Here is a 20,962-nt window from a genome sequence, read left to right on the forward strand (position 1 = left end):
GGAAGGTGTATTATGGCACTCATTCGCCGCTATGCAGCTACGATTAATGGGGCAATTACCTTTACTGGCAATACGTTAGGTCTTGCTGATCTGAGTAAAGGGACGTTTTATATTGGCGCTTTTCTCACTACGGATACATCGAAGCAAGTAACTGGTTTTCCACCAGGAACGACGACAAATTGGGCGGAAAATAAATCGGCGGCCATTTTGCGTCTCACAAGTGGTGCAGAAGTACAATATGCGGAGCTTATATGGGGTGGTACAACAGATAGCAGTGTCAGTGGTTCATTGAACAATTCTGTTGATCTTACTACTCCTAATGGCACGGTTTCGCTTGCTCCTGATCCTGCTACCGCACAACAAAATGGGAATTTTTACGTTCGTTCTGCGGATGTGACGGATTTGGTGAAAGCAGCAGGAGATGGTACGTATACTGTTGGAAAAGTACCTGCTACCCTAGGAGCTGTTGGTTGGACATTGGCAGTAGCGTACAAAGATGCTACCTTGCCAAGTCGAAATATTACGTTTTTTGTAAACGATACTTTCATATATAGTGGTTCGCCACAATCCATTAAAATTACAGATTTTGGTACTCCGGTTTCAGGATCAGTGAATGCACGTTTACTTGTGACAGCAATGCAAGGGGATACGAATCTCGTTGGTGATCAATTCTTATTTGGACCAACGGACTCCACACTGCAACCAATGAGTGGGCCAAATAATCCTGCGAGCAATTTCTTTGCCACACAGATCAATGATGACAATGGAAACTTGGATACAAGCGGTACAGCAGGAAATCTCAATCCGAACATCGGCGGCTCTAGTGGTATGTCACGTTATGGATGGGATATCACCAATGTCGATGCATCCAGTGCGATGATCAATAGTCAAAATGAAGCTGTTGCCCGTTTTACATCAAACAGTGATGCTTACCTCATATCAGGGGTAGCAGTGCAAATCGACGTCGACAGCCCCAAAATCGAGATGCAAAAGACAGTAAATCTCGCAGAAGCCAAAGTTCGGGACATAGTGACCTACACGGTTTTGCTTGTGAACACAAAAGATATTGAAGCAAGAGAGGCAGTGTGGACGGATATTTTACCACCTGAACTCCAGTTTGTTCCAGGGAGCATTCGAGTGGATGGGATTCCCCAGCCGAGCAGTGATCCAGAAACAGGGGTTTCCCTCGGTACATTAAGCTTGAATGAACCTGTGGAAATAACATTTCAAGCGAAAGTGGTCAATGTCCCATCAGACGAGATTATCGAAAATATAGCTTCTCTTACCTATGAATTTGAAAGCGCACCTGGATTACCGATTGCCACCGGAGAAGCGCAAAGTACGATCGCGGAGACAAAAGTAGTGGTGCGGCCTCCTACACCTTGTGAACGAAACAAAGAAATAATTGAAAATTCCATTCGCCAAGAAGAACAAAATATGAAACTGCTTCAAGATGCAGAGCTGCTCAAAGTGGAAGCTGCCAATCAAGCATTCGCAGATGGGGCCATTAGCGCTACAGAGCAAGCCCAAATTATTCAGAGTGCAACTGGTGTATCTGATGCGCTTCGTGTGCTACAGCAAGCATTGGATAACAAACGTGCCAGCCTTACAGATTTGTGTAGTGGATGCAAATAGAGAGGAGTGGTGAAGGATGGCAGAAAAACCAGAAGTGGTGTTAGCAAAAGAAGTAGATAAGACAGATGCTGTTGTTGGGGATATTTTGACCTATACGGTGTTCTTGACCAACGATAGCTTAGTGGAAGCAGGCAATGTGATTTTTAAAGATGTTTTACCAGAAGAATTGGCCTTTGTTCCGGGAAGCGTCAAAATAGACGATATTCCTAACACAAGTGCTGATCCAACAACCGGTTTTCCCCTTTCACCGATATCGATCGAAGGTCCGATTGTAGTCACATTTGAAGTGGAAGTAGTGAAACCTGATCCAAGCGGTGTGATTGGGAATACAGCAAGTGTGGAGTATGAATATGAAGAGGAACCGGGCGAGCCTCCAGTCAAAGATTCTGCGATTAGTAACGAAGCTCAGACCAATGTCCCTGCTGGTCGATCTGCTTGTGAATGGGCGAGAGATTTGATCATTCACTCTATCGCTCAAGAACAAAAGGCAGTTGCTGGTGTGTTAGATATCGAAGGTGAAAAAATTCAGGCGGCTTCCCAGTTATTTCGAGCAGGTTTACTCACTGTGGCGGAGTTATTAGAGATTAATCAGAGTGCGACGCAGGCAGTTCGTTCGATTTCACAATTGGAAGAAGTGCTGATTCAAAAATTAGATCAAAGCAAAGATATCTGTTGTGGTTGTAGTTAAACAGAAAGGATAGATGAGATGAGCTTTCAGAACCGTTATTCTACGACGACAAATGGTGCAGTTACGTTTACGGGAAATACCCTTGGATTGAGCAATACCAACACCATCTATTCAGATATTGGAGCATTTATTACCCTCGACACTACAAAGCAAGTAACAGGATATCCTCCTGGTTCCACACAAGATTGGCGAGAGAATGGGTCTGCTGCTCGCCTTCAGATTCCGACAGGAGCAACGGTTTTATATGCGGAACTGATCTGGGGGGGCTCAACAAAGACAAGCACAGAAGATGTGACCAGTGAGATTGATGGGCCTATTACGTTTACTTCACCAGCTAGTACGTACACCATCACACCAGATGTCACTACTGCACAACAAGTAACCCAAGCGAATCAAACATTCTATGTTCGTAGTGCCAATGTGACGAGCTTAGTGAACAGTGATGGAGCAGGTACGTATACGGTCAGCGGTGTACCTGCAACGGTTCAGCGATTTAAAAGTAATAACGTAGCAGGTTGGACCTTACAAGTGGTATACCAAGATGCTTCACTTCCCCTGCGAAATATGAACGTATACGTTGGTACAGCTTCCATCGAGCGAGCAGGTGCGATCAATCAATCCATTACTGGCTTTTCTACTTCTGATTCAGGACCAGTAAATGCGAGACTGCTTGTTACTGCTATGGAAGGCGATTCCAGAATACCAGGGGATCAGCTCTTGTTTGGGAAAGATGCGTCTTCCCTGAGCCCTGTATCAGGACCAAATAATCCCGTAGATAATTTTTTTGCTTCTCAAATCAATGATGATGATGGAAATTTAGATACAAGTGGAACAGATGGTTCGTTAAATGTCACACCGGGAAATGCCGCTGGAGCAGTTCGCTATAGCTGGGATATTACTAATGTGGATGTCTCTGCTGCGATGGAAAATTCTCAGACAGATGCGGTTGTTCAATTTACTTCCAAATCAGACGGATATATTGTAACGGGTTTAGGGGTCCAGATCGATGTAAACAGCCCAGAAATCAAAGTTACCAAAGAAGTAGATAAGAGGGCAGAAGTAGTGGGAGAAATCCTGACCTATACCATCTTTGTAGAGAACAGTGGATTAACGGAAGCCCAAAATACCATTTTAAAAGACACACTTCCACCCGAGGTTTCTTTTATTCCAGGCAGTTTGTTAATCGATGGAATACCACGCCCGAGTGATGATCCTACTGCTGGTGTTAACATCGGATCTGTTTCTATTGAAGGGCCCATTGAAGTGGTATTTCAAGTAAAAGTAAATAAAGTCCCACCTGATAACTTAGCAGTAAACAAGGCCTCTGTCATCTACGATTTTCAAAGTGGACCTGGGCTGCCAACTTCTACAGGCACAGCGGAAAGCAATGAAGCGACAACGGTTATCCGCTTTGTTCAGGTAGAGGTAGCCAAAAAAGAAGATGTGCCTGTTTATAATCGGGCAGGAAACACGATTCTGTACACCATTGAGATTGACAACACAGGGGACACTGATATTACCAATGTAGTTATTGAGGATATCATTCCAAATGGAACGAAGTATGTAGCAGGATCGTTGCAACGAGATGGAGTCCCTATTAGTGGAGACATTGAATCTGGGGTGAACATTGGGTCAGTAGAAGCAGGTAAATTTGTTCAAGTGACATTTGAAGTGGAGATCGATAGCCCTGAACCAGAGCGAGTAGATAACAAAGCGAAAGTTCAATATGAATATGAACTCATTCCAGGGGATCAAGTATTTGAAAAAGATGTCACCACCAACGAGGTAACAGCAACATTAGTGAAGAATTGCAAAGAGGCGCAGAAACAGATTCTTGGTAAAATTGGTGAAGATGAGCTAGCAATAGCCGGACAGATCGTAGCAGAGAAAGTGAAAATTCAAGATACGATTCGTTCGATTTTTGCTGGTACCAAAGACGCAACAGAGCTTTTATCTGTGAATCAATCATTGAATAATAAACTTCAGAGGGTTATTTTGAATGAAACAGCTTTACTCGCGACGTTAAATAAAGGGAAAAAACTTTGTTGTACTTGATCTTACAAATAGAACCATGCATATAGCATGGTTTTTTCTTTATCTTTTTATTTCATAAAAAAATTCATGTTTTTTGTCACAAAAACATTCCTTCGTTCGTTATAAGAGTAAATGAACCGAAAGGGATGATCATGTTGGTAAATTATGATGTGGCAATTGTTGGTGGAGGATTAGCAGGACTTACGGCTGCTATTTATGCAGCAAATGCTGGGAAGAAAACGATCATATTGGAACAACAAAAACAACTGGGTGGCAGAGCGATTACGAAGAAAAAAGATGGCGCCTATTTTGATCTTGGAGGACATGCTTTATACAAAGGAGTTGGAGTAGAAATATTAAATGAACTAAATGTAAAAATAGAAGGAAATACACCATCTAGTGATGCTTTCGGGATGTGGAATGGACAGTTATTATCTGTACCCACAGGGATAATGTCTTTATTCACAAGTCCTTTGCTACCTGTTAAAGGAAAATGGGAAGTTGGAAATATATTAGGTAAGTTAGGTAAATTGGATACAGATCAGTACCGTCACATAAGTGTACGGGATTGGATTGAAAGTAATTTTCGAGATCCAATGGCGCGACATTTATTCTATTCCTTGCTGAGAACGGCAAGTTATGGGCTTGCCCCTGATCTTCAAGCTGCTGGCCCCGTATTAAAACAGCTTCAAAATGCCCTGAATGGTGTTTATTATCTGGATAAAGGCTGGGGTTCTTTAGTAGAGGAAATGAGAAAGAAGGCAGTAGAAAAAGGCGCAACGTGTCATGCTGGTATCAAAGTGACAGAAGTAGAGCACGAAAATGGGAAAGCCAAAGCTATTGTTTGTTCGGATGGTACCAGAATAGCAGCAGAAAACATTATTCTCACCACATCACCAGAAGTAAGTTATAAAATGGTACCAAAGGCAAATCGCACATCACTTCAAGTATGGAAAGATCAAGCGATTTCGATTACGTCCGCTTGTTTGACTGTTGTATTAAGACGTTTGCCAAATCCAAAGTTTCAGTTCATTTATGGGATTGATCAACCTGTATTTCTCTCCAATCAGTCACGAGCAGCAAATCTGAGTGATCAAGGAGATCAAGTTATTCAGTTGATTAAATATCAAGGTTCACAAACGGATGCTCAGAAAGATAGAGAAGATCTTGAGCAAGTGTTAGACTTGGCTCAACCTGGTTGGAGAGAGGAATTGGTATCCAAACAATACTTACCAAAAATCGTCGTTACTCATGATTTTATGCATTTGAATGGTAGAGTAAATCCGGGTCCAGAAGTTCCTGAAATTAGAGGATTATATGTAGCTGGTGACTGGACTACTCATGGAGAATTATTAGCTGATGCAGCCATAGCTAGTGGAAAACGAGCAATCGAACACATTCTTACTCATTCTCATCAAGAGAGGAACTTAAATAATGGATATCGCGATATTATATAAAGAAAATAAGTCTCTCCTCTTCTCCCTAGCATATCGAATGCTAGGGAGTGTCATGGATGCAGAGGATATTGTACAAGAGACGTTTGTCACTTTTGATCAGTTACCAAATCGCGAATATATTACAAATGATAAGGCATACCTGTGTAAAATCGTGACCAATCGTTGTCTCGATTTACTGCGATCATCAGCGAAAAAGAGAGAATTGTATGTTGGACCATGGCTTCCGGAGCCTCTATTGAATCAAGAGATATTGGAAAACGACCCAGCTATATCCTATTTACAAAAAGAATCCTTAACTACTGCGTATTTACTACTTCTACAACAATTAAACGCGATGGAAAGAGCTGTTTTTTTGCTTCGGGAAATTTTTCCATACACTTATGAAGAAATAGCTGACATGGTAGGTAAGTCGGTTGCCAATTGCCGCCAAATTTATCAACGAGCAAAGAGAAGTATTCATTTTGATCCAGAGACCATCCCATCTGTTACAGAAGCACAGACCCAAGTCAAAGATTTTGTTCAATCCATTATTCAAGGGAATACCACTCATTTGCTCGAGTTGATCCGCGAAGATGTGGTTTGTTATAACGATGGTGGTGGGAAAGTGCGAGCAGCTCAAATTCCTGTAGTGGGATCGTCCAAAGTTATTCATATGCATATAAACCTTATAAAAATGTATAATAGTGAGTATAAGGTGCAGTTTGCAGAAGTGAACGGTCTACCTGGTATGGTTATCGTGATGAATAGTGGTACAAAATACGTTTACTCCTTTTCTTTTAAAGGGGATCAAATTCAATTTATCTATGTGGTAGCAAATCCTAATAAATTACTTCATATTAGATAGGATCATAACAAAAAACGCCTAATGATAACTTTGGCGTTTTTATATTTGTAGAGAGAATACTTGTGAATTCATTGGTGGGATGAATGGCCACGGTTTTTTTCTTTTTTTGGAAAATAAATGAATATTTTGTATAGCGGGCTTCAACTTTCTATAGAAAAGAGGTGAAAAGCCCATGTATCTCACCGTAAAACAACAACTCAAACATCTTTCGAAAGAAGAGTATCTTCTTTTGAAAGAATTGTGTCATATGCCATTATACAAACAAGAAAACCCACGGTATAGTAGCCGTGGGACAAACAAAATTACTTATTCGATACTTGAGGCGTTTCTAGTATTCTTTTCAGTTCCGTTAGCATGTGTGAGTGAGATTCCGTTACCTGCTTCATAACGAAACTCGTTAAATAACGTGGTGCCTCTACTAAGGAATCCTCATTTACTATCGTATGATTTTCATCTTGTTTGAGGTGCAGTATATTTTTAATATGTATATTCGGGAAGGTGAAAGTCTCCATTATTATAGTGGACTGTACGGGTAGAGTCTCTACACTTGCTTGATATGTCTTATAAATCGAAAATCGTCCAAAAAGAGGTATCTTATCTTTGATCTCCAATATATGTTTGCGTGAATCTGTAGAAGGTAACTCTCTTATTTCCACAATAAGTGGATGCAAATGGATCATATTTTGAAATTCAGTAAGATATGCATAGACATCGGACAAAGGAGCTTTTATGGTGATGGAATTACGAAAGTGATTCTGGTTCATAGGAACACCTCATCTCTCGCAGTTTTTTGGAATTGTAAATTATTTTGTATTATACCACAATAATAACATGTTTTATTGCGTTGTTATTCTTCTGTTCTGATAAACCAACTCTCATCATCATTGTTACTGTATTGTTCGATTAATTGATTCCATTTTTCTTCAGCAGTCTGTTGGTAATCCTTTTCTTTGAATTCGAGTTGAAGCAAAGAAATCAAATCAAAAATCACCGTATTTAGTTCTTTGTGATCCAATACCATCTGAAATTGCATGATCCCCTTATATTTTTCTCTCATTTGTTGTTCATTCATATGTTCACCTTTTTCTTTTTGACGATAATATCTATTGGTAAATACAAAGAGATAGTTAAGAATCTAGGGATTTTATTTTTTTTCATTCCACTTCATTTCATCATGGAGTCTAGCTACTTTTGTTAGGATTGGTTCAATCTCTTTCCCCAATTTGGAAATAGTGTATTCGACTTTGGGTGGCATGACTGTGTATACCTTTCGATTAATCAATCCATCTCTTTCTAATTCTCTCAATTGAGTAGTTAGTACTTGTCGTGAGACTGTAGGAAGTGCTTTTTGAAGTTGACCAAATCGCATCGTTCTTTGAAAGAGTTCATATAAAATGGATGGTTTCCATTTTCCTGAGATCATTTTTAAAATATTTTCTACTGTACACCCATCTATCTCGTCAAAATAAGGCATCTTTCCACTCCTTACATCACTTAGTCAGTTTTTTATGCGTATTGTCGATGCTTTTATGCACTAGTAAACTGATTATAAGCGAAAGGAGATAGATGCGGAATGGAAAACAAAATTTTAAACCCTGCTCACATAAATGAAGCTTTTGCTAATGCTTATAATGAGAAAGACATAATTAAATTACTAGCTTTATATGAGTCAAAGGCTATTCATGTAACGAGGGATAGTGTAAATACAACAGGAATAGAGAATATAAAAAAAGATTTGGAACAGCTTATTGGATTAAATGGAAAGATGACTTCTGTTAATCTTTCCACCGTTATCCATGATGATATTGCGTTATTACAAGCGAAATTCGTATTGAAAGATGCGGGAGAAAAAGAGGTTTTAGCCGAAGGTGTGACCAGTGAGGTGCTCCGAAGACAAGCGGATGGTAGTTGGCGCTACATCATTGATCGACCTTTTTCACAAACAACTCTTTAGGTAGAAAACAGCCATTCCCATGGGAATTGGCTGTTTTCTTGAATAAATAGAAACCAATAAAAATTCTTTTGCTTTCAAAAAAAGAAAACGTTTTCTTGAATATCTATATAGAAGTATGCTAGTATCGAATTAAGAAAACGTTTTCTCAGTAGACAGAATAGAGGGGTGATTATGAGTTTAACGATTAAAGATATTGCCAAAATGGCTGGTGTGTCTATTACTTCTGTTTCTCGAGTGTTAAATAACAAGACAGAAGGCATCAGCGAGAGCACTCGCCAAAGAGTTTTAAAGATAATCGAACAGCATAATTATCGACCAAATGCGATCGCCCGGAGCATGATTACAAAAAATACAAAGACGATCGGATTGATTATTCCGGATATTCGAAACCCATTCTTCTCAGACTTAGCCAGAGGGATTGAAGATGTCGCAAGTGAATCCAAATATTCCATTCTGTTATGTAATACAGATAGTACATTAGGGAAAATCATAGACTATCTTTGGCTATTAAAAGAAAAAAATGTAGATGGCATGATTTTTGCCTGTTCGGACCCAACATTGAATCGAGAAGTCCATACGTTCGTAAAGCAAAACAATATACCAGTTGTTATTGTCGACCGTGGCTTGGAAGATCAAATGTATAGTGGTGTATTTATTGATAATGAAAAAGCTGCTTATATGGCAACAAAACATCTGCTTGAGCTCTCTCATACTCGAATTGGATGTATTTCAGGTCCAAGTTTTATTAAAAACTCAAATGAACGTCTAGAGGGATATTTTAAAGCCCACCAAGAATTTGGGGTTCCGACTGATAAAAGTTTGATTAGAGTAGGAGAGTATGTCATGGAAGGTGGCTACCAAGCCGCGAAAGAGTTATTGGAACAAACAGATGTGACTGCACTATTTGCTTTTAATGATCTAATGGCTTTTGGAGTCTATCAAGCTGCTGAGGAATTAGGATTAAAAATTCCAGATGATATTTCGGTCGTTGGCTTTGATAATTTGAAATATAATCTTCTTTTACATCCAAAGTTAACTACCATGGAGCAACCAATCTATGAAATTGGTGAAGTGGCAACCAAGCTATTACTGGAGCAAATCGAAGAGGGGAAAAGCGACCAAATAAAATCTGTTTTTCTCGATACGAAGCTCATTGTTAGAGAGAGTACAAAAAAGCGATAAAAAATAACGGATAAATGTAAGCGCTTCAATAAATCGAATGGGGGGACATTTTTACATGACAACTAAGCGTGGATTAAAATATGATTTTTCGTTAATTGCTATCTTATTAATTCCAATCGGTGTAGCCATCAATTTCGTTGGTGCTCAAATTGTTTTGCTTCTTAAGCTTCCTGTTTACCTTGATACCATAGGTACCGCATTAACAGCTATGATTGGTGGACCATGGATTGGTATGGTGACAGGTCTTTGTACAAACCTTGTGAAAGGGATTTTGAATCCTGTCAGTTTTGCATTCATCCCCGTACAGATGGGTGTAGGGTTAGTAGTTGGGTTATTAGCGATGTCAGGTATGTTTACAAAAGCATGGAAAGTAATCATTGCAGCGGTTTTGGTTTCGCTTACTTCTACTATCATCGCTTCTCCTATTCAAGTCTTAATGTTTGGTGGCGCGACAGGTAATTCATCTGATGCTTTAGTTGCAACATTCCTTGCATCAGGGCAACAAATTTGGACAGCTGTATTCTCTACCAAAATCATTAATGAATGTATTGATAAAGTTTTCTGTTTACTTATCGCTTTCTTTATTGTCAAAAAGATGTCTCCGAGATATTTATCCAAACTCAACTATGGTTCCATATTCATCAAATCGAAAAAACAGTAATTTGTGTCGATCTTTTGTGGCCAACACCCCAAAGGAACAATTCTTCAGGGGTGTTCCTACCTATTAAGATTTTTAGGAAATGAACAAAAGTTGGAGGTTAGGAGGGAATTCTATGGATCAAATAAAAAAATCAATACTCCATCTTTATCCGACTACGAAGTTTTTAGTTACCTTGTTTCTGTGTATTTCTGTATTTATTGTGCCAGGATATTTATATGCCTACTCTGTTTTGTTTATTTGTATGTTCTTCTCTTACTTAGCGGGTTCATTCAAAGAGTTTTCCGATTTGGCGATAAAAGCCTTACTGCTGATTGTGGTGTTTATTTTTATACTCCAAAGTTTTTTTTATCCAGGCACGCACGTGATTTGGAGTTGGAGCATTTTTTCTATTAAGCAAGAAGGTATTGATTTTGCTTTAAACTTAACATCAAAAATCGTAGCCATTGGCTCTTCGTTTATTCTCTTTTTTCGCATTACCAAAGTGAAAGATTTGATTAGTTCACTAGAGGCATTAGGCCTACCGCCAAAAGTAACCTATATTTTTTTATCGACACTGCAAATTATCCCAGAAATGAAAAAATTAACAATCGTAATTATGGATGCGCAAAAAACGAGGGGAGTAGAGACAGAAGGGAAGTTATTCACTCGTATAAAAGCGTTTTTGCCAACGCTCAGCCCGCTTATTCTAGGTTCAATCGCCGGGACCGAAGAGCGAGTATTGACATTAGAATCAAGAGCTTTTTCGGCGAAGGTCAAAAAGACGAGCCTATATACAGTGGAGAAGACAAAATATGATCCCATCGTACGGATTATACTCCTTATTTTACTCATCACATTAATTATATGGAGAGTTATGCTATGAGTATGATTACGATAAAAAATCTATCTTACCAGTATCCAATCGTGGAAACAGATGTCTTGCATGATATCAATATAAGCATAGAAAAAGGAGAATTTTACGCCGTTATTGGGTCAAACGGTGCTGGGAAAACGACCTTTTGCAATGTCATACGTGGTTTTATTCCCCATTTTTATAAAGGTGATCTACGGGGAGAGATCTTGATTGAAGGAAAAGATATTCGGGATTGGGAGTTAGGAGACCTTTCTCAAAAAATCGGGTATGTATTTCAAAATCCATTTACACAAATTAGTGGTGTCAAAGAGACTGTTTTTGAAGAGATCGCTTTTGGTCTTGAAAATTTAGGATTAGAAGTAGAGATCATCAAGGAAAAAGTAGAAAATGTATTGAAAATGCTAGAGATCGAATATTTACAGGAGAAAAATCCATTTGAGTTGTCCGGCGGACAAAAGCAAAGGGTTGCCTTGGCGTCTATCATCGTGATGGAACCAGATATATTGGTTATTGATGAACCAACCTCTCAGCTTGATCCACAAGGGACAGAAGAGGTCTTCAAAATCATCGAATTAATGAAGAATAAAGGAAAAACGATTATTTTGGTAGAGCACAAAATGGAATTGATCGCAGAGTACGCGGATCGCATTATTTTGATGCAGGATGGAAAAGTGGTCAAACAAGGGTTAACGAAAGACATATTATCAGATGAAGATACCTTGCAATATGGATCAGCCCTGCCACAATATGCTCTGTTTGGTATCGAAATGAGAAATCAAAATATGGATTTAGGTTCTATCCCATTGACAGAAAAGCAATCCATATCCGTAGTCCAACAATGGATGAAAAAGGAGGGGCTTGCATGAGTTTTTTAACTTTAAAAGATGTCTCCTTTCAATATCCCAATGGTTTCAAGGCGGTGAATCAAGTAAATATGTCCTTTGAACGAGGCGAGGCAGTTGCGATTATTGGGCAAAATGGAGCTGGTAAAACCACTACCGTCAAAATGATGAATGGTTTACAGAAACCAACCGAAGGGGACGTTTTGGTTGATGGTTGGAATACAAAAGACTATACAACTGCGCAAATTTCGAGGAAAGTCGGCTATGTATTTCAAAATCCCGATGATCAGATTTTCCATAATGACGTATACAGTGAGATAGAATTTGGCCCTAAAAATCTCGGCCTTTCTCCAGAACAAGTGGAGGAGAATGTCATGAAGTCTGCTGAATTGGCTGGTGTAGTACCTTTTTTGAAAGAAAATCCATACAACTTGCCATATTCGATGAGGAAGTTTGTTACGATTGCTTCTGTGATTGCGATGAATTCAAGTGTGATTATTTTGGATGAGCCTACTGCGGGGCAAGATTTAAAAGCATTGGAGCGGCTTTCTAATTTGATCAAGACTTTAAATGATGAAGGGAAAACCGTTATTACCATCACGCATGATATTGAATTTGTGGTTCATCACTTTGAACGAGTGATCGTCATGGCGAATCAACAAGTGATAGCAGATGCAAATAAACGAGAGATCTTTTGGGATTTCGACATTTTAGAAAAAGCAATGTTAAAACAACCCCATATCAGTCGTCTTAGCAATTCCTTAAAGATAGATGGTGACATACTAGAAATAACAGAGTTGACAGAGCGATTAAAACGAAAAACAGCAAAGGTATAAGATGCGGAGTGATTTGATTTTGAAAAGGATTCTTGTGATTGGAAGCTTAAACATGGATTTGGTTACCCATGTTTCTCATCTTCCAAAACCAGGAGAGACTATCTCGAGTTCTAAATTTTATAAGAATCCTGGTGGAAAAGGAGCAAATCAGGCGATTGCGGCTGCAAAACTAGGGGCAAATGTACAAATGATTGGGAAAGTAGGATGGGACGACTATGGAACAGATCTTTTAGACAATCTACGATCTGCTAACGTCCAAATAGATGGAGTAAAACGTGAGGATGTTACAGGGATGGCCTTCATAAATGTGAGTGATGAGGGCGAAAACAACATTGTGTTAGTCCCTGGAGCAAATTCAAAAATCACAAATGCGGATATTGATCAAATGAAAGATGAAATAGCAGCATGCGATCTCATCATTTTGCAATTGGAGATTCCACTTCCTGTTGTTGAATATACTTTGCGATTGGCTAAAAATATACAAAAAGAAGTGATATTAAACCCTGCACCAGCTCAAAAACTATCTACGGATATGTTACGAATGGTGCATACTTTAATCCCCAATGAAACAGAATTGGAAATACTAACTGGTCGCCCCGTTTCTACGGAGAAAGAGTTGATCGAAGCGGCACAGATGGTGCGATCATGGGGTGTTAAGAGAATCGTAGTTACTTTGGGGTCAAAAGGGTCGCTGTTAATAAACGATCAGGAACAAGTGCTCCTTCCTGCTTATCGAGTAGATGCAGTGGATACAACTGCTGCGGGAGATGCGTATGTGGGGGCTTTTGCTATAGGAATTACATCTGGAATGTCTGATCAAGAAGCAGCAAAATTTGCGAGCAAAGTGTCAGCAATCGTAGTTACACGCGAAGGAGCACAACAGTCCTTACCTACAAAGGAAGAAGTCGATAAGATTATACTTTCAGACTAGGAAAGTGCTCAATCTTAAGAGAGGGGTAAGCCGATGAATGCGGAAAAACGTATTATCCTTGATGTGGATACGGGTATCGATGATGCACTCGCCATCTTATTCGCAGTAAAATCTCGTAAATTAAAAGTGGAAGGTATCACAACAGGATATGGAAATTGTGATGTGCATCAAGTTACGGAAAATACATTACGAGTACTCGAACTAGCACAACCACGTTATGATATACCCGTTGTGATGGGATCAGATAATCCTTTATTTCGAAAACGAAGAGAGTTCTCAGCTGTAATCCATGGTCATAATGGCCTAGGTGGGTATGAGTTGTCAGGAACAAATCGAACAGCATTGGAAGAGAAAGCGGCAGATTTTATCGTTGATCGCATAAATAAAAATCCTGATCAAATTACTTTGGTTTTCACAGGCCGATTGACGAATTTAGCAATCGCTTTAGCAAAAGACCCCACTTTGCCGAGTAAAGTCGAAAGGCTGATATTAATGGGTGGGGCACTGCATGTACCAGGGAATATTACACCTGTTTCGGAAGCGAACATTCATGGTGATCCAGAAGCTGCCTATCGAGTTTTTCATTCAGGAATTCCGATTACGATGGTTGGATTGGATGTCACAGGAAAAACCAAGTTCGGGGAGAAGCATTTTGAGCAATTAATGAACGCTTTGACTTCAGAACAAAACGAACTAAAGGCATTTTTAAATCACATATTTACGTTTAGTTTTGAGGCAAGTGATAGTTTAAATGAGGGAAAATATCGTCTTATGCACGATCCATTAGCAGTCGGGGTTGCAGAAGATCATACTTTGGTAACATGCGAAGATTATTACATTCAAATTGAAACGAAAGGCGCTTTATCATCTGGAGCTACCTTGACAGATTTGCGACATCCCCAAACACAAATAAATGCCTCTGTTTGTTTAAGTGTGAAAGATGAGTTATTTTTACAACACTATATCAACACAATCGTATCTTAAGGGAAAGACAGGGAGGGAATCAGTTGCAGCGTGTACTCTTGGATGTAGATACAGGAATCGATGATACATTAGCCATTTCCTATGCTGTTCGCTCTACGGAATTAGATGTGATAGGGATTACGACCTGTTTTGGGAATGTTTCCGTTGACCAAGCTACTGATAATACATTACATGTATTAGAACAACTTGAAGTAGACATCCCAATCGCCAAAGGAGAAGGGAAACCATTATTTCATCCGATGCATAAATCCTATTCCACTCACTTTCATGGAGAAAATGGATTAGCGAATCAAAGTGTCTCACGTTCGGACAAGCATTTGCCTAAACATGCGTCGCAATTTATAATCGAGCAAGTCAAAAAATATCCCCATGAAATCACCATCATTTGTGTGGGATCTCTTACGAATCTAGCATTAACGATTATGCAGGAGCCAGAGATTATCTCCCTTGTTAAGAATGTAGTGGTAATGGGTGGCGCAGTAAGAGTACCAGGGAATAATCAAATGCATGCAGAAGCAAATATTTATGCCGACCCGGAAGCAGCAGATATCGTGTTTCGATCTGGCATTCCCATTACGTTAGTTGGATTAGATGTGACGATGAAAACAGCTTTGTCTAAGAAAGAAATACAAAAATGGAAAAATCATAATACAAAAGTAAGTAATTTTTTATATGAAATAACCGACTATTATATTGATAGATATAGAAATTACTATGGTGATCGAGACTATTGTGCCCTTCATGATCCATTAGCTGTAGCAGTAGCGATTGATCCTAGTCTTGTCACCATTGAACCGATGGTTGTATCCATTGATTTAGAAGGACTTTACTCCTATGGGAGAACAGTTGCCGATCTTCGTGAGCGGTGTACAGATAAACCAAATGTGAATGTGTGTGTAGCAGTAGATTCCGAGCGGTTTTTAGCTCATTTTCTACAACATATTGTTTAATTTAGTATGATCTATATCCATTAAAAGCGTACTCTCTGTTCGCTTTTTCTTTTTATTAGTCAAAAAACTAGGAAAAGGCTTCAGGGTTGATTTTGATCCTTTAGCTGACTGTATTATTTGGATTTATTAGAAAAAAACAGATATTCAAATGAATTTCCAAGATGATATAATATTCAAGGGATTGTTGCAATTGGAGGAGGGTGATGATGGATAAAAGAAGAATGGCAAAAGATTTTGTAGATATCATGGATCAGATGGAAAATGTTCGTAACAATCGAAAATTCGTTATGGTGGAGATTCTCCTTCTCTCTGTGGCCATAGGATATTATTTGGGTTCTTGGATAGCCCTCATTGGTTCTGTTATCATTTTAGCAATTTTATTTGTTATTCCATTTTTAAGAGCAGTCATCTTTTTATTTTTAAGTATCATCTGGGGCCTCATCGGTTTTGCTATTTTAGCATTGTTTTTAAGTACAAATTTGGCGATAGCAGGTGGTGCACTAATAGGTCTGCTCGTTTTTTTTATTCATATGGGTTCGAGATAGTAGAAAAAGAGGTCTTCCGAAGATTTTATGATCCTTGGAAGCCCTTTTTTGTTGTGGCTTTATGCTTCTTTGTAAAGAGAACGGAATTCTTAATTTAGAAAAGCCAAAATGGAACAAAAAATAAGATAATCTATCAAATTACTTCAACTCAACTCTTATTTGTTCTTTTCATCTATTTATATGAACATGTCAACTACAAAGCAAAGCAATTCGCTCAAGGTAGAATCTTGGGTATTTTTGTTTTTGGAGGAATCAATTTTCATTTTTGTATTCATTATCAACTAATTTACTTATCTTTTCCATATCATAATGAAAACTATACAAATCTTAAACTATTACGTTACGTAAATGTCAATCACGTGCTGTTGTTATGAAACTTATCAGTTAGGCAAAAACAACAGTGGGATTAGTTAAATAGGAATTGTTACTATTTTATATATGGGGTAATAAGTGCTAATGCTACTTTTAGTCTGTGATAATTATTAAAAACGAGAGTGTATAATACGATTATACACCTATTTATGTTTGTTGTTTGGAATCACCCCCTCTGTTTTGTTCACAATGTCGATTTAATATTCTTGTTTACAAATAAGAATGATTACGATATAAGTGAGGGTGTACATTGGAGGAGGAGATAAAATGCTAGAAAAGAAAATACCAGTAACCGTGTTAAGTGGGTATTTAGGTTCTGGAAAGACTACCATTTTAAATCATGTCTTAAACAACCGAGAAGGCAAAAAGGTAGCGGTCATTGTAAATGATATGAGTGAGATAAATATCGATGGAAAACTAGTGAATCAAGAAGGAAATCTATCACGAACAGAAGAGAAGCTTGTTGAAATGTCCAATGGGTGTATTTGTTGTACTTTACGCGAGGATCTACTTTTGGAAGTAGAGCGTTTAGCAAAGGATGGAAGTTTTGATTATATTTTAATTGAGTCTACTGGTATTAGTGAACCTATCCCTGTCGCACAAACTTTCACTTATATCGACGAGGAGCTTGGAATTGATCTCAGTCAATTTTGTCGTTTGGATACGATGGTAACGGTTGTGGACGCTTATCGTTTTTGGCACGATTTTTCCTCTGGGGAAACATTAGTAGACCGACAAGAGGGACTGGATGCAGAGGATCACCGTGATGTGGTTGATTTGCTCATCGATCAGATAGAATTTTGTGATGTCTTGATCCTCAACAAATGCGATTTAGTTAGTGAAGTTGAGTTGGCAAAGTTAGAATCGGTGTTGAAGAAAATTCAACCAAAAGCACAAATCATTCGTAGTTCGTATGGAAGAGTGGATTCGGAACACATTCTTGATACAAAACGTTTTCATTTTGAAGAAGCCAGCCTTTCTGCTGGATGGATTCAAGAACTAAACCAACCTGAACATACTCCTGAAACGGACGAGTACGGTATTTCATCGATGGTTTATCGAAATAGACGACCTTTTCACCCTGCAAGGATGATGGATTGGTTCAACGAATGGCCCGAAACCATCGTGCGTGCCAAAGGGATTGTTTGGATCGCGACACGGAATGATTTTGCTTTTCTTCTCAGCCAAGCTGGTCCATCTATCCAACTTGGCCCGTTATCCAATTGGGTGGCTTCTCTACCATTAGAGGAGCAAGAATGGTACAAAAAAGAAGATCCTGAGCTTTCAGAGGCATGGCAAGAACCATATGGAGATCGAAAAAATGAACTGGTATTAATCGGCTTAGATATGGATCAAGAGCAATTAAAAAAAGAGTTAGACCAATTGGTGTTAACCGAGGAAGAAATGAACCAAGAATGGCATACTTTTTATGATCCGTTACCAAGTGAGAAGCAACAAATAGAGGGAAGCTTCGTTTCATGAGAGAACTCAGTAGCCCTTTCTATCAGCATGAATTTTTATGAGGTTTTTTCATTGTCATCCAAAATGAATATCTGGCAGAATACGAACTAGGAGTAGTATCCTTTACAGACAATACATAAAAGAGGAATCATTGACAATTTGATTTGTTGATCTTATACTTCTTTGTAATAAAACCTTTTGGGTTGTGGACTTTTCTAGAGGTAACTCTATTTTCGCCACACAATTGCTGATGCAATTGTGTGGCTTTTTATGTTAAGCAGAGGAGGAAAAGAAATGAAGACATGGCAATATGGATTGATTGTTTTTTTAGGTGGATGTAGTTATGGGGTATTATCTACTTTTGTCAAACTGGCTTATTCAGCAGGTTTTTCGGTGACAGAAGTAACAGGAGGCCAATATTTATTTGGGGCAATCCTTACTTGGATACTGTATCTGTTTACCAAAAAGCAGAAATTAAGGTTAAAACAAGCGGCTAAACTGTTATTATCGGGAATTCCATTTGGTTTAACAGGTGTATTTTATTATCAAGCACTTCAAACGCTTGATGCTTCCCTAGCAATCATTTTTCTTTTTCAGTTTGTTTGGATTGGCACCTTGTTGGATTGGATCATTTTTAAGAAAAAGCCAACGAAAGGGAAAGTTATTTCCATTGGAATGCTTATTTTAGGTTCGGTTCTAGGTGCGGGACTAGTTGCAAAAAGTGAAGTTGCCGTATCCTTTGAAGGGACAGTATGGGGATTGCTTTCTGCTTTAACCTTTACTACTTTTATCTTTCTAAGCGGGTCCGTAGGAAAAGATACCCCACCTGCTTTGAAAAGTGCTTTGTTATCTACAGGTGGCTTAATTACGGTACTTTCATTTTTTCCGCCAACATTTCTATTTGATTTACCTGTTTTACTAGGTGTGGCTCCTTATGGATTATTTCTAGGATTGTTTGGTGTTGCTTTGCCACCGCTTTTATTTTCCATTGGCATGCCCAAAGTTGGCCCAGGATTAGGTACCATTTTAACTGCATCTGAACTTCCCGTAGCAGTAATCATGTCTTCTCTTATCTTGTCTGAATTGGTAAGTTTTACACAATGGTTAGGAGTTGTCATCATATTAGCTGGGATTGTGGTGGGGAATGTAAAAAAACGTAAAGGTGAATTAGCGGTATAAAACAGATCCGTTTCGGATAATAAGTAATATAGATAATGTGTGGCGTCTTTGCCATTCTCCAATAAAACTCCCACTAGCTAAAACTAGTGGGAGTTTTTGTTTTTCCTTATGTTTATTGACAGTCAATGAATAATTCATTTGGAGAATTTGCTAGAGAAAATATTACATGTAAAGAATTAGGCAGGAGATTAAAGGACAGCGGGGTGCCCGCACAACTAGCTAACCGGTTGTGTGGGCGTACTAGGCACAGGCCCGGTACTAGTCTTCGATTGCCTGGTAGACAGTGGTCCAGAAGTCGTGGATAAGCCGCGCTGAATCCGGGGTGGACATCCCGACCTGAGTGAGTAGGACTCCGGTGAGCTGTTTGTCCGGGTCCGCGTACGCCGATGTGCCAGTTCCACCGTCCCAGCCGAACTGGCCGATGGACGCGTAGTCACCGAGGTAGGTGCGCACCGCCATCCCGAAACCCCAGCCGCCGTGCTGTCCTTGACCGTGCGATATATGGACGTTGTTTTTGGCCAGTGCGACTCGAGCGGCTGTTTGTTCGAGCGTGAGGCAGTTGGTGGTCATCAGCTGGACGGCAGACCGGGAAAGGATCCTTTTGGTCCCGTGCATCCCTTGGTTCAGCAGCATTCGGAAGTACACGTGATAGTCGTCGACGGTTGAGACCAGATCGGCTCCCCGGAACGCCACAGGTTGGCTGTACTGTCCGCCTGCGGCCTTGTCCCACACGATGAACTCTCCAGTCTGCGGATCAGGAGCGTAGCTGGGCGGCAGCCGGTCGATTTTGTCGGCGGGTACGTGAAGGCCGGTATCCTTCATTCCCAGCGGATCGAGGATGCGTTCGCGCAGGAACGTCTCGAACGGCTGACCCGTGACCCTGGCAACTAGCACAGTGAGCAAGTCATGGCTGATGTGGTACTGCCACCGCTCTCCGGGCTGGTACATCAGCGGGAGTTGGCCCAGGCGGCGCATCCACTCGTCTGTTCCAGGCACCTCCACCAGGCCTGGGAAGATCCCCTGCTCGAAGATCGCGTTTTGGATCGGAGATCCCAGCGCCGTCTGATCGATGCCGAGTCCGAACGTGGAGGTCAACAGGTCCCGTACGGTGATCGGCCGCCGCGCTGGCACGGTGTCGTCCAGCGGACCATCGATCCGTTTCAGCACCTGCCGGTTGGCGAGTTCAGGCAGCCACGTCTCTACCAAGTCGTCCAGCCGCAGCCTGCACTCGTCGAGCAGGATCATCACCGGCGCGATCGCGACCGGCTTGGAAGTGGACGCCATTCGGAAGATCGTGTCCCGACGCATCAGAGAGCCGCCATTATGGCGCATCGTACCGATCGCTTCGACGTGCGTCTCACCGTTCCGGCTGACTAGGGCGACAAACCCAGGAATCTTCCCGGAATCGACATGCCGTGCCAGCACATTGCGCATTTTGCGCAGCCCTGTTTCGGAGAAGCCGTTGTTGTTTTGTCCCATTATGAATCTCTCCTTTCTTTCCTATTTTCTGACAAACTATAATATTCTGTTGTAATCTTTTTCATTTGGTTCCCC

Annotated in this window: 21 protein-coding genes; 17 read left to right on the forward strand and 4 right to left on the reverse strand. The window is 40.0% G+C overall.

Annotated features, from left to right (window positions below):
• Positions 1-12: 12 nt before the first annotated feature.
• The 5 genes from A3GQ_RS27870 (at position 13) to A3GQ_RS0116585 (ending at position 6,658) form a co-directional block, all read left to right on the forward strand.
• Entirely contained in the window at positions 13-1,635 is a 1,623-nt protein-coding gene (locus A3GQ_RS27870; protein ID WP_028778019.1) for a DUF11 domain-containing protein, read from the forward strand.
• A 16-nt stretch (positions 1,636-1,651) separates the two neighbouring features.
• Positions 1,652-2,323, forward strand: coding sequence for a DUF11 domain-containing protein (locus A3GQ_RS0116570; RefSeq protein WP_028778020.1), 672 nt, complete (start codon positions 1,652-1,654; stop codon positions 2,321-2,323).
• 18 nt (positions 2,324-2,341) lie between these two features.
• Complete coding sequence (locus A3GQ_RS0116575) at positions 2,342-4,378, forward strand: DUF11 domain-containing protein (RefSeq protein ID WP_028778021.1); 2,037 nt, start codon at positions 2,342-2,344, stop codon at positions 4,376-4,378.
• Between the two features lie 131 nt (positions 4,379-4,509).
• A complete protein-coding gene (locus tag A3GQ_RS0116580) occupies positions 4,510-5,814 on the forward strand; it encodes a phytoene desaturase family protein (RefSeq protein WP_245596803.1) in 1,305 nt (434 codons plus the stop codon).
• A complete protein-coding gene (locus A3GQ_RS0116585) occupies positions 5,792-6,658 on the forward strand; it encodes an RNA polymerase sigma-70 factor (RefSeq protein WP_028778023.1) in 867 nt (288 codons plus the stop codon). Before A3GQ_RS0116580 ends, A3GQ_RS0116585 begins: the two co-directional genes overlap by 23 nt.
• A gap of 302 nt (positions 6,659-6,960) precedes the next feature.
• Here the strand turns inward: A3GQ_RS0116585 and A3GQ_RS0116590 are convergent, their stop codons facing one another.
• The 3 genes from A3GQ_RS0116590 to A3GQ_RS0116600 all read right to left on the reverse strand — a co-directional run bounded on the left by A3GQ_RS0116590 (position 6,961) and on the right by A3GQ_RS0116600 (position 8,132).
• A complete protein-coding gene (locus A3GQ_RS0116590) occupies positions 6,961-7,422 on the reverse strand; it encodes an SRPBCC family protein (protein ID WP_028778024.1) in 462 nt (153 codons plus the stop codon).
• Positions 7,423-7,505: 83 nt separating this feature from the next.
• Positions 7,506-7,730: a hypothetical protein gene (locus A3GQ_RS0116595; RefSeq protein ID WP_028778025.1), complete on the reverse strand. Its 225-nt coding sequence runs from the start codon at positions 7,728-7,730 to the stop codon at positions 7,506-7,508.
• 72 nt (positions 7,731-7,802) lie between these two features.
• Positions 7,803-8,132 (reverse strand): winged helix-turn-helix transcriptional regulator, encoded by a 330-nt coding sequence (locus A3GQ_RS0116600; protein WP_028778026.1) that lies wholly within the window; start codon positions 8,130-8,132, stop codon positions 7,803-7,805.
• Between the two features lie 99 nt (positions 8,133-8,231).
• Here A3GQ_RS0116600 and A3GQ_RS0116605 point away from each other — a divergent pair, with 99 nt between their 5' ends.
• The 12 genes from A3GQ_RS0116605 (at position 8,232) to A3GQ_RS0116660 (ending at position 19,408) form a co-directional block, all read left to right on the forward strand.
• A complete protein-coding gene (locus A3GQ_RS0116605; RefSeq protein WP_028778027.1) occupies positions 8,232-8,612 on the forward strand; it encodes a YybH family protein in 381 nt (126 codons plus the stop codon).
• 171 nt (positions 8,613-8,783) lie between these two features.
• Positions 8,784-9,794: a LacI family DNA-binding transcriptional regulator gene (locus A3GQ_RS0116610; RefSeq protein ID WP_028778028.1), complete on the forward strand. Its 1,011-nt coding sequence runs from the start codon at positions 8,784-8,786 to the stop codon at positions 9,792-9,794.
• Between the two features lie 55 nt (positions 9,795-9,849).
• On the forward strand, positions 9,850-10,455 hold the full coding sequence (locus A3GQ_RS0116615; protein WP_028778029.1) for an ECF transporter S component: 606 nt from the start codon (positions 9,850-9,852) through the stop codon (positions 10,453-10,455).
• A 112-nt stretch (positions 10,456-10,567) separates the two neighbouring features.
• On the forward strand, positions 10,568-11,317 hold the full coding sequence (locus tag A3GQ_RS0116620) for an energy-coupling factor transporter transmembrane component T (RefSeq protein WP_037465281.1): 750 nt from the start codon (positions 10,568-10,570) through the stop codon (positions 11,315-11,317).
• Positions 11,314-12,174 carry an energy-coupling factor ABC transporter ATP-binding protein gene (locus A3GQ_RS0116625; protein ID WP_028778031.1) on the forward strand — a complete coding sequence of 287 codons (861 nt, stop codon included), beginning with the start codon at positions 11,314-11,316 and terminating at the stop codon, positions 12,172-12,174. Before A3GQ_RS0116620 ends, A3GQ_RS0116625 begins: the two co-directional genes overlap by 4 nt.
• Entirely contained in the window at positions 12,171-12,986 is an 816-nt protein-coding gene (locus A3GQ_RS0116630) for an energy-coupling factor ABC transporter ATP-binding protein (RefSeq protein WP_028778032.1), read from the forward strand. Before A3GQ_RS0116625 ends, A3GQ_RS0116630 begins: the two co-directional genes overlap by 4 nt.
• 19 nt (positions 12,987-13,005) lie before the next feature.
• The gene (gene rbsK / locus A3GQ_RS0116635) at positions 13,006-13,917 is read left to right on the forward strand and encodes a ribokinase (RefSeq protein WP_028778033.1); all 912 of its coding nucleotides are present in this window, start codon (positions 13,006-13,008) and stop codon (positions 13,915-13,917) included.
• Positions 13,918-13,950: 33 nt separating this feature from the next.
• The gene (locus A3GQ_RS0116640; protein ID WP_028778034.1) at positions 13,951-14,901 is read left to right on the forward strand and encodes a nucleoside hydrolase; all 951 of its coding nucleotides are present in this window, start codon (positions 13,951-13,953) and stop codon (positions 14,899-14,901) included.
• A 23-nt stretch (positions 14,902-14,924) separates the two neighbouring features.
• The gene (locus A3GQ_RS0116645) at positions 14,925-15,851 is read left to right on the forward strand and encodes a nucleoside hydrolase (protein WP_028778035.1); all 927 of its coding nucleotides are present in this window, start codon (positions 14,925-14,927) and stop codon (positions 15,849-15,851) included.
• 206 nt (positions 15,852-16,057) lie between these two features.
• On the forward strand, positions 16,058-16,396 hold the full coding sequence (locus tag A3GQ_RS24665; RefSeq protein ID WP_037465283.1) for a hypothetical protein: 339 nt from the start codon (positions 16,058-16,060) through the stop codon (positions 16,394-16,396).
• Positions 16,397-17,035: 639 nt separating this feature from the next.
• The gene (locus A3GQ_RS0116655; RefSeq protein ID WP_028778036.1) at positions 17,036-18,250 is read left to right on the forward strand and encodes a GTP-binding protein; all 1,215 of its coding nucleotides are present in this window, start codon (positions 17,036-17,038) and stop codon (positions 18,248-18,250) included.
• A gap of 273 nt (positions 18,251-18,523) precedes the next feature.
• Complete coding sequence (locus A3GQ_RS0116660) at positions 18,524-19,408, forward strand: EamA family transporter (RefSeq protein ID WP_028778037.1); 885 nt, start codon at positions 18,524-18,526, stop codon at positions 19,406-19,408.
• Between the two features lie 258 nt (positions 19,409-19,666).
• On the opposite strand, the gene A3GQ_RS0116665 is transcribed toward A3GQ_RS0116660, so the two are convergent.
• Positions 19,667-20,887, reverse strand: coding sequence for a serine hydrolase domain-containing protein (locus A3GQ_RS0116665; RefSeq protein ID WP_028778038.1), 1,221 nt, complete (start codon positions 20,885-20,887; stop codon positions 19,667-19,669).
• Positions 20,888-20,962: the final 75 nt, after the last annotated feature.

The sequence above is a fragment of the Shimazuella kribbensis DSM 45090 genome (assembly GCF_000428065.1).
Lineage (GTDB): Bacteria > Bacillota > Bacilli > Thermoactinomycetales > Thermoactinomycetaceae > Shimazuella > Shimazuella kribbensis.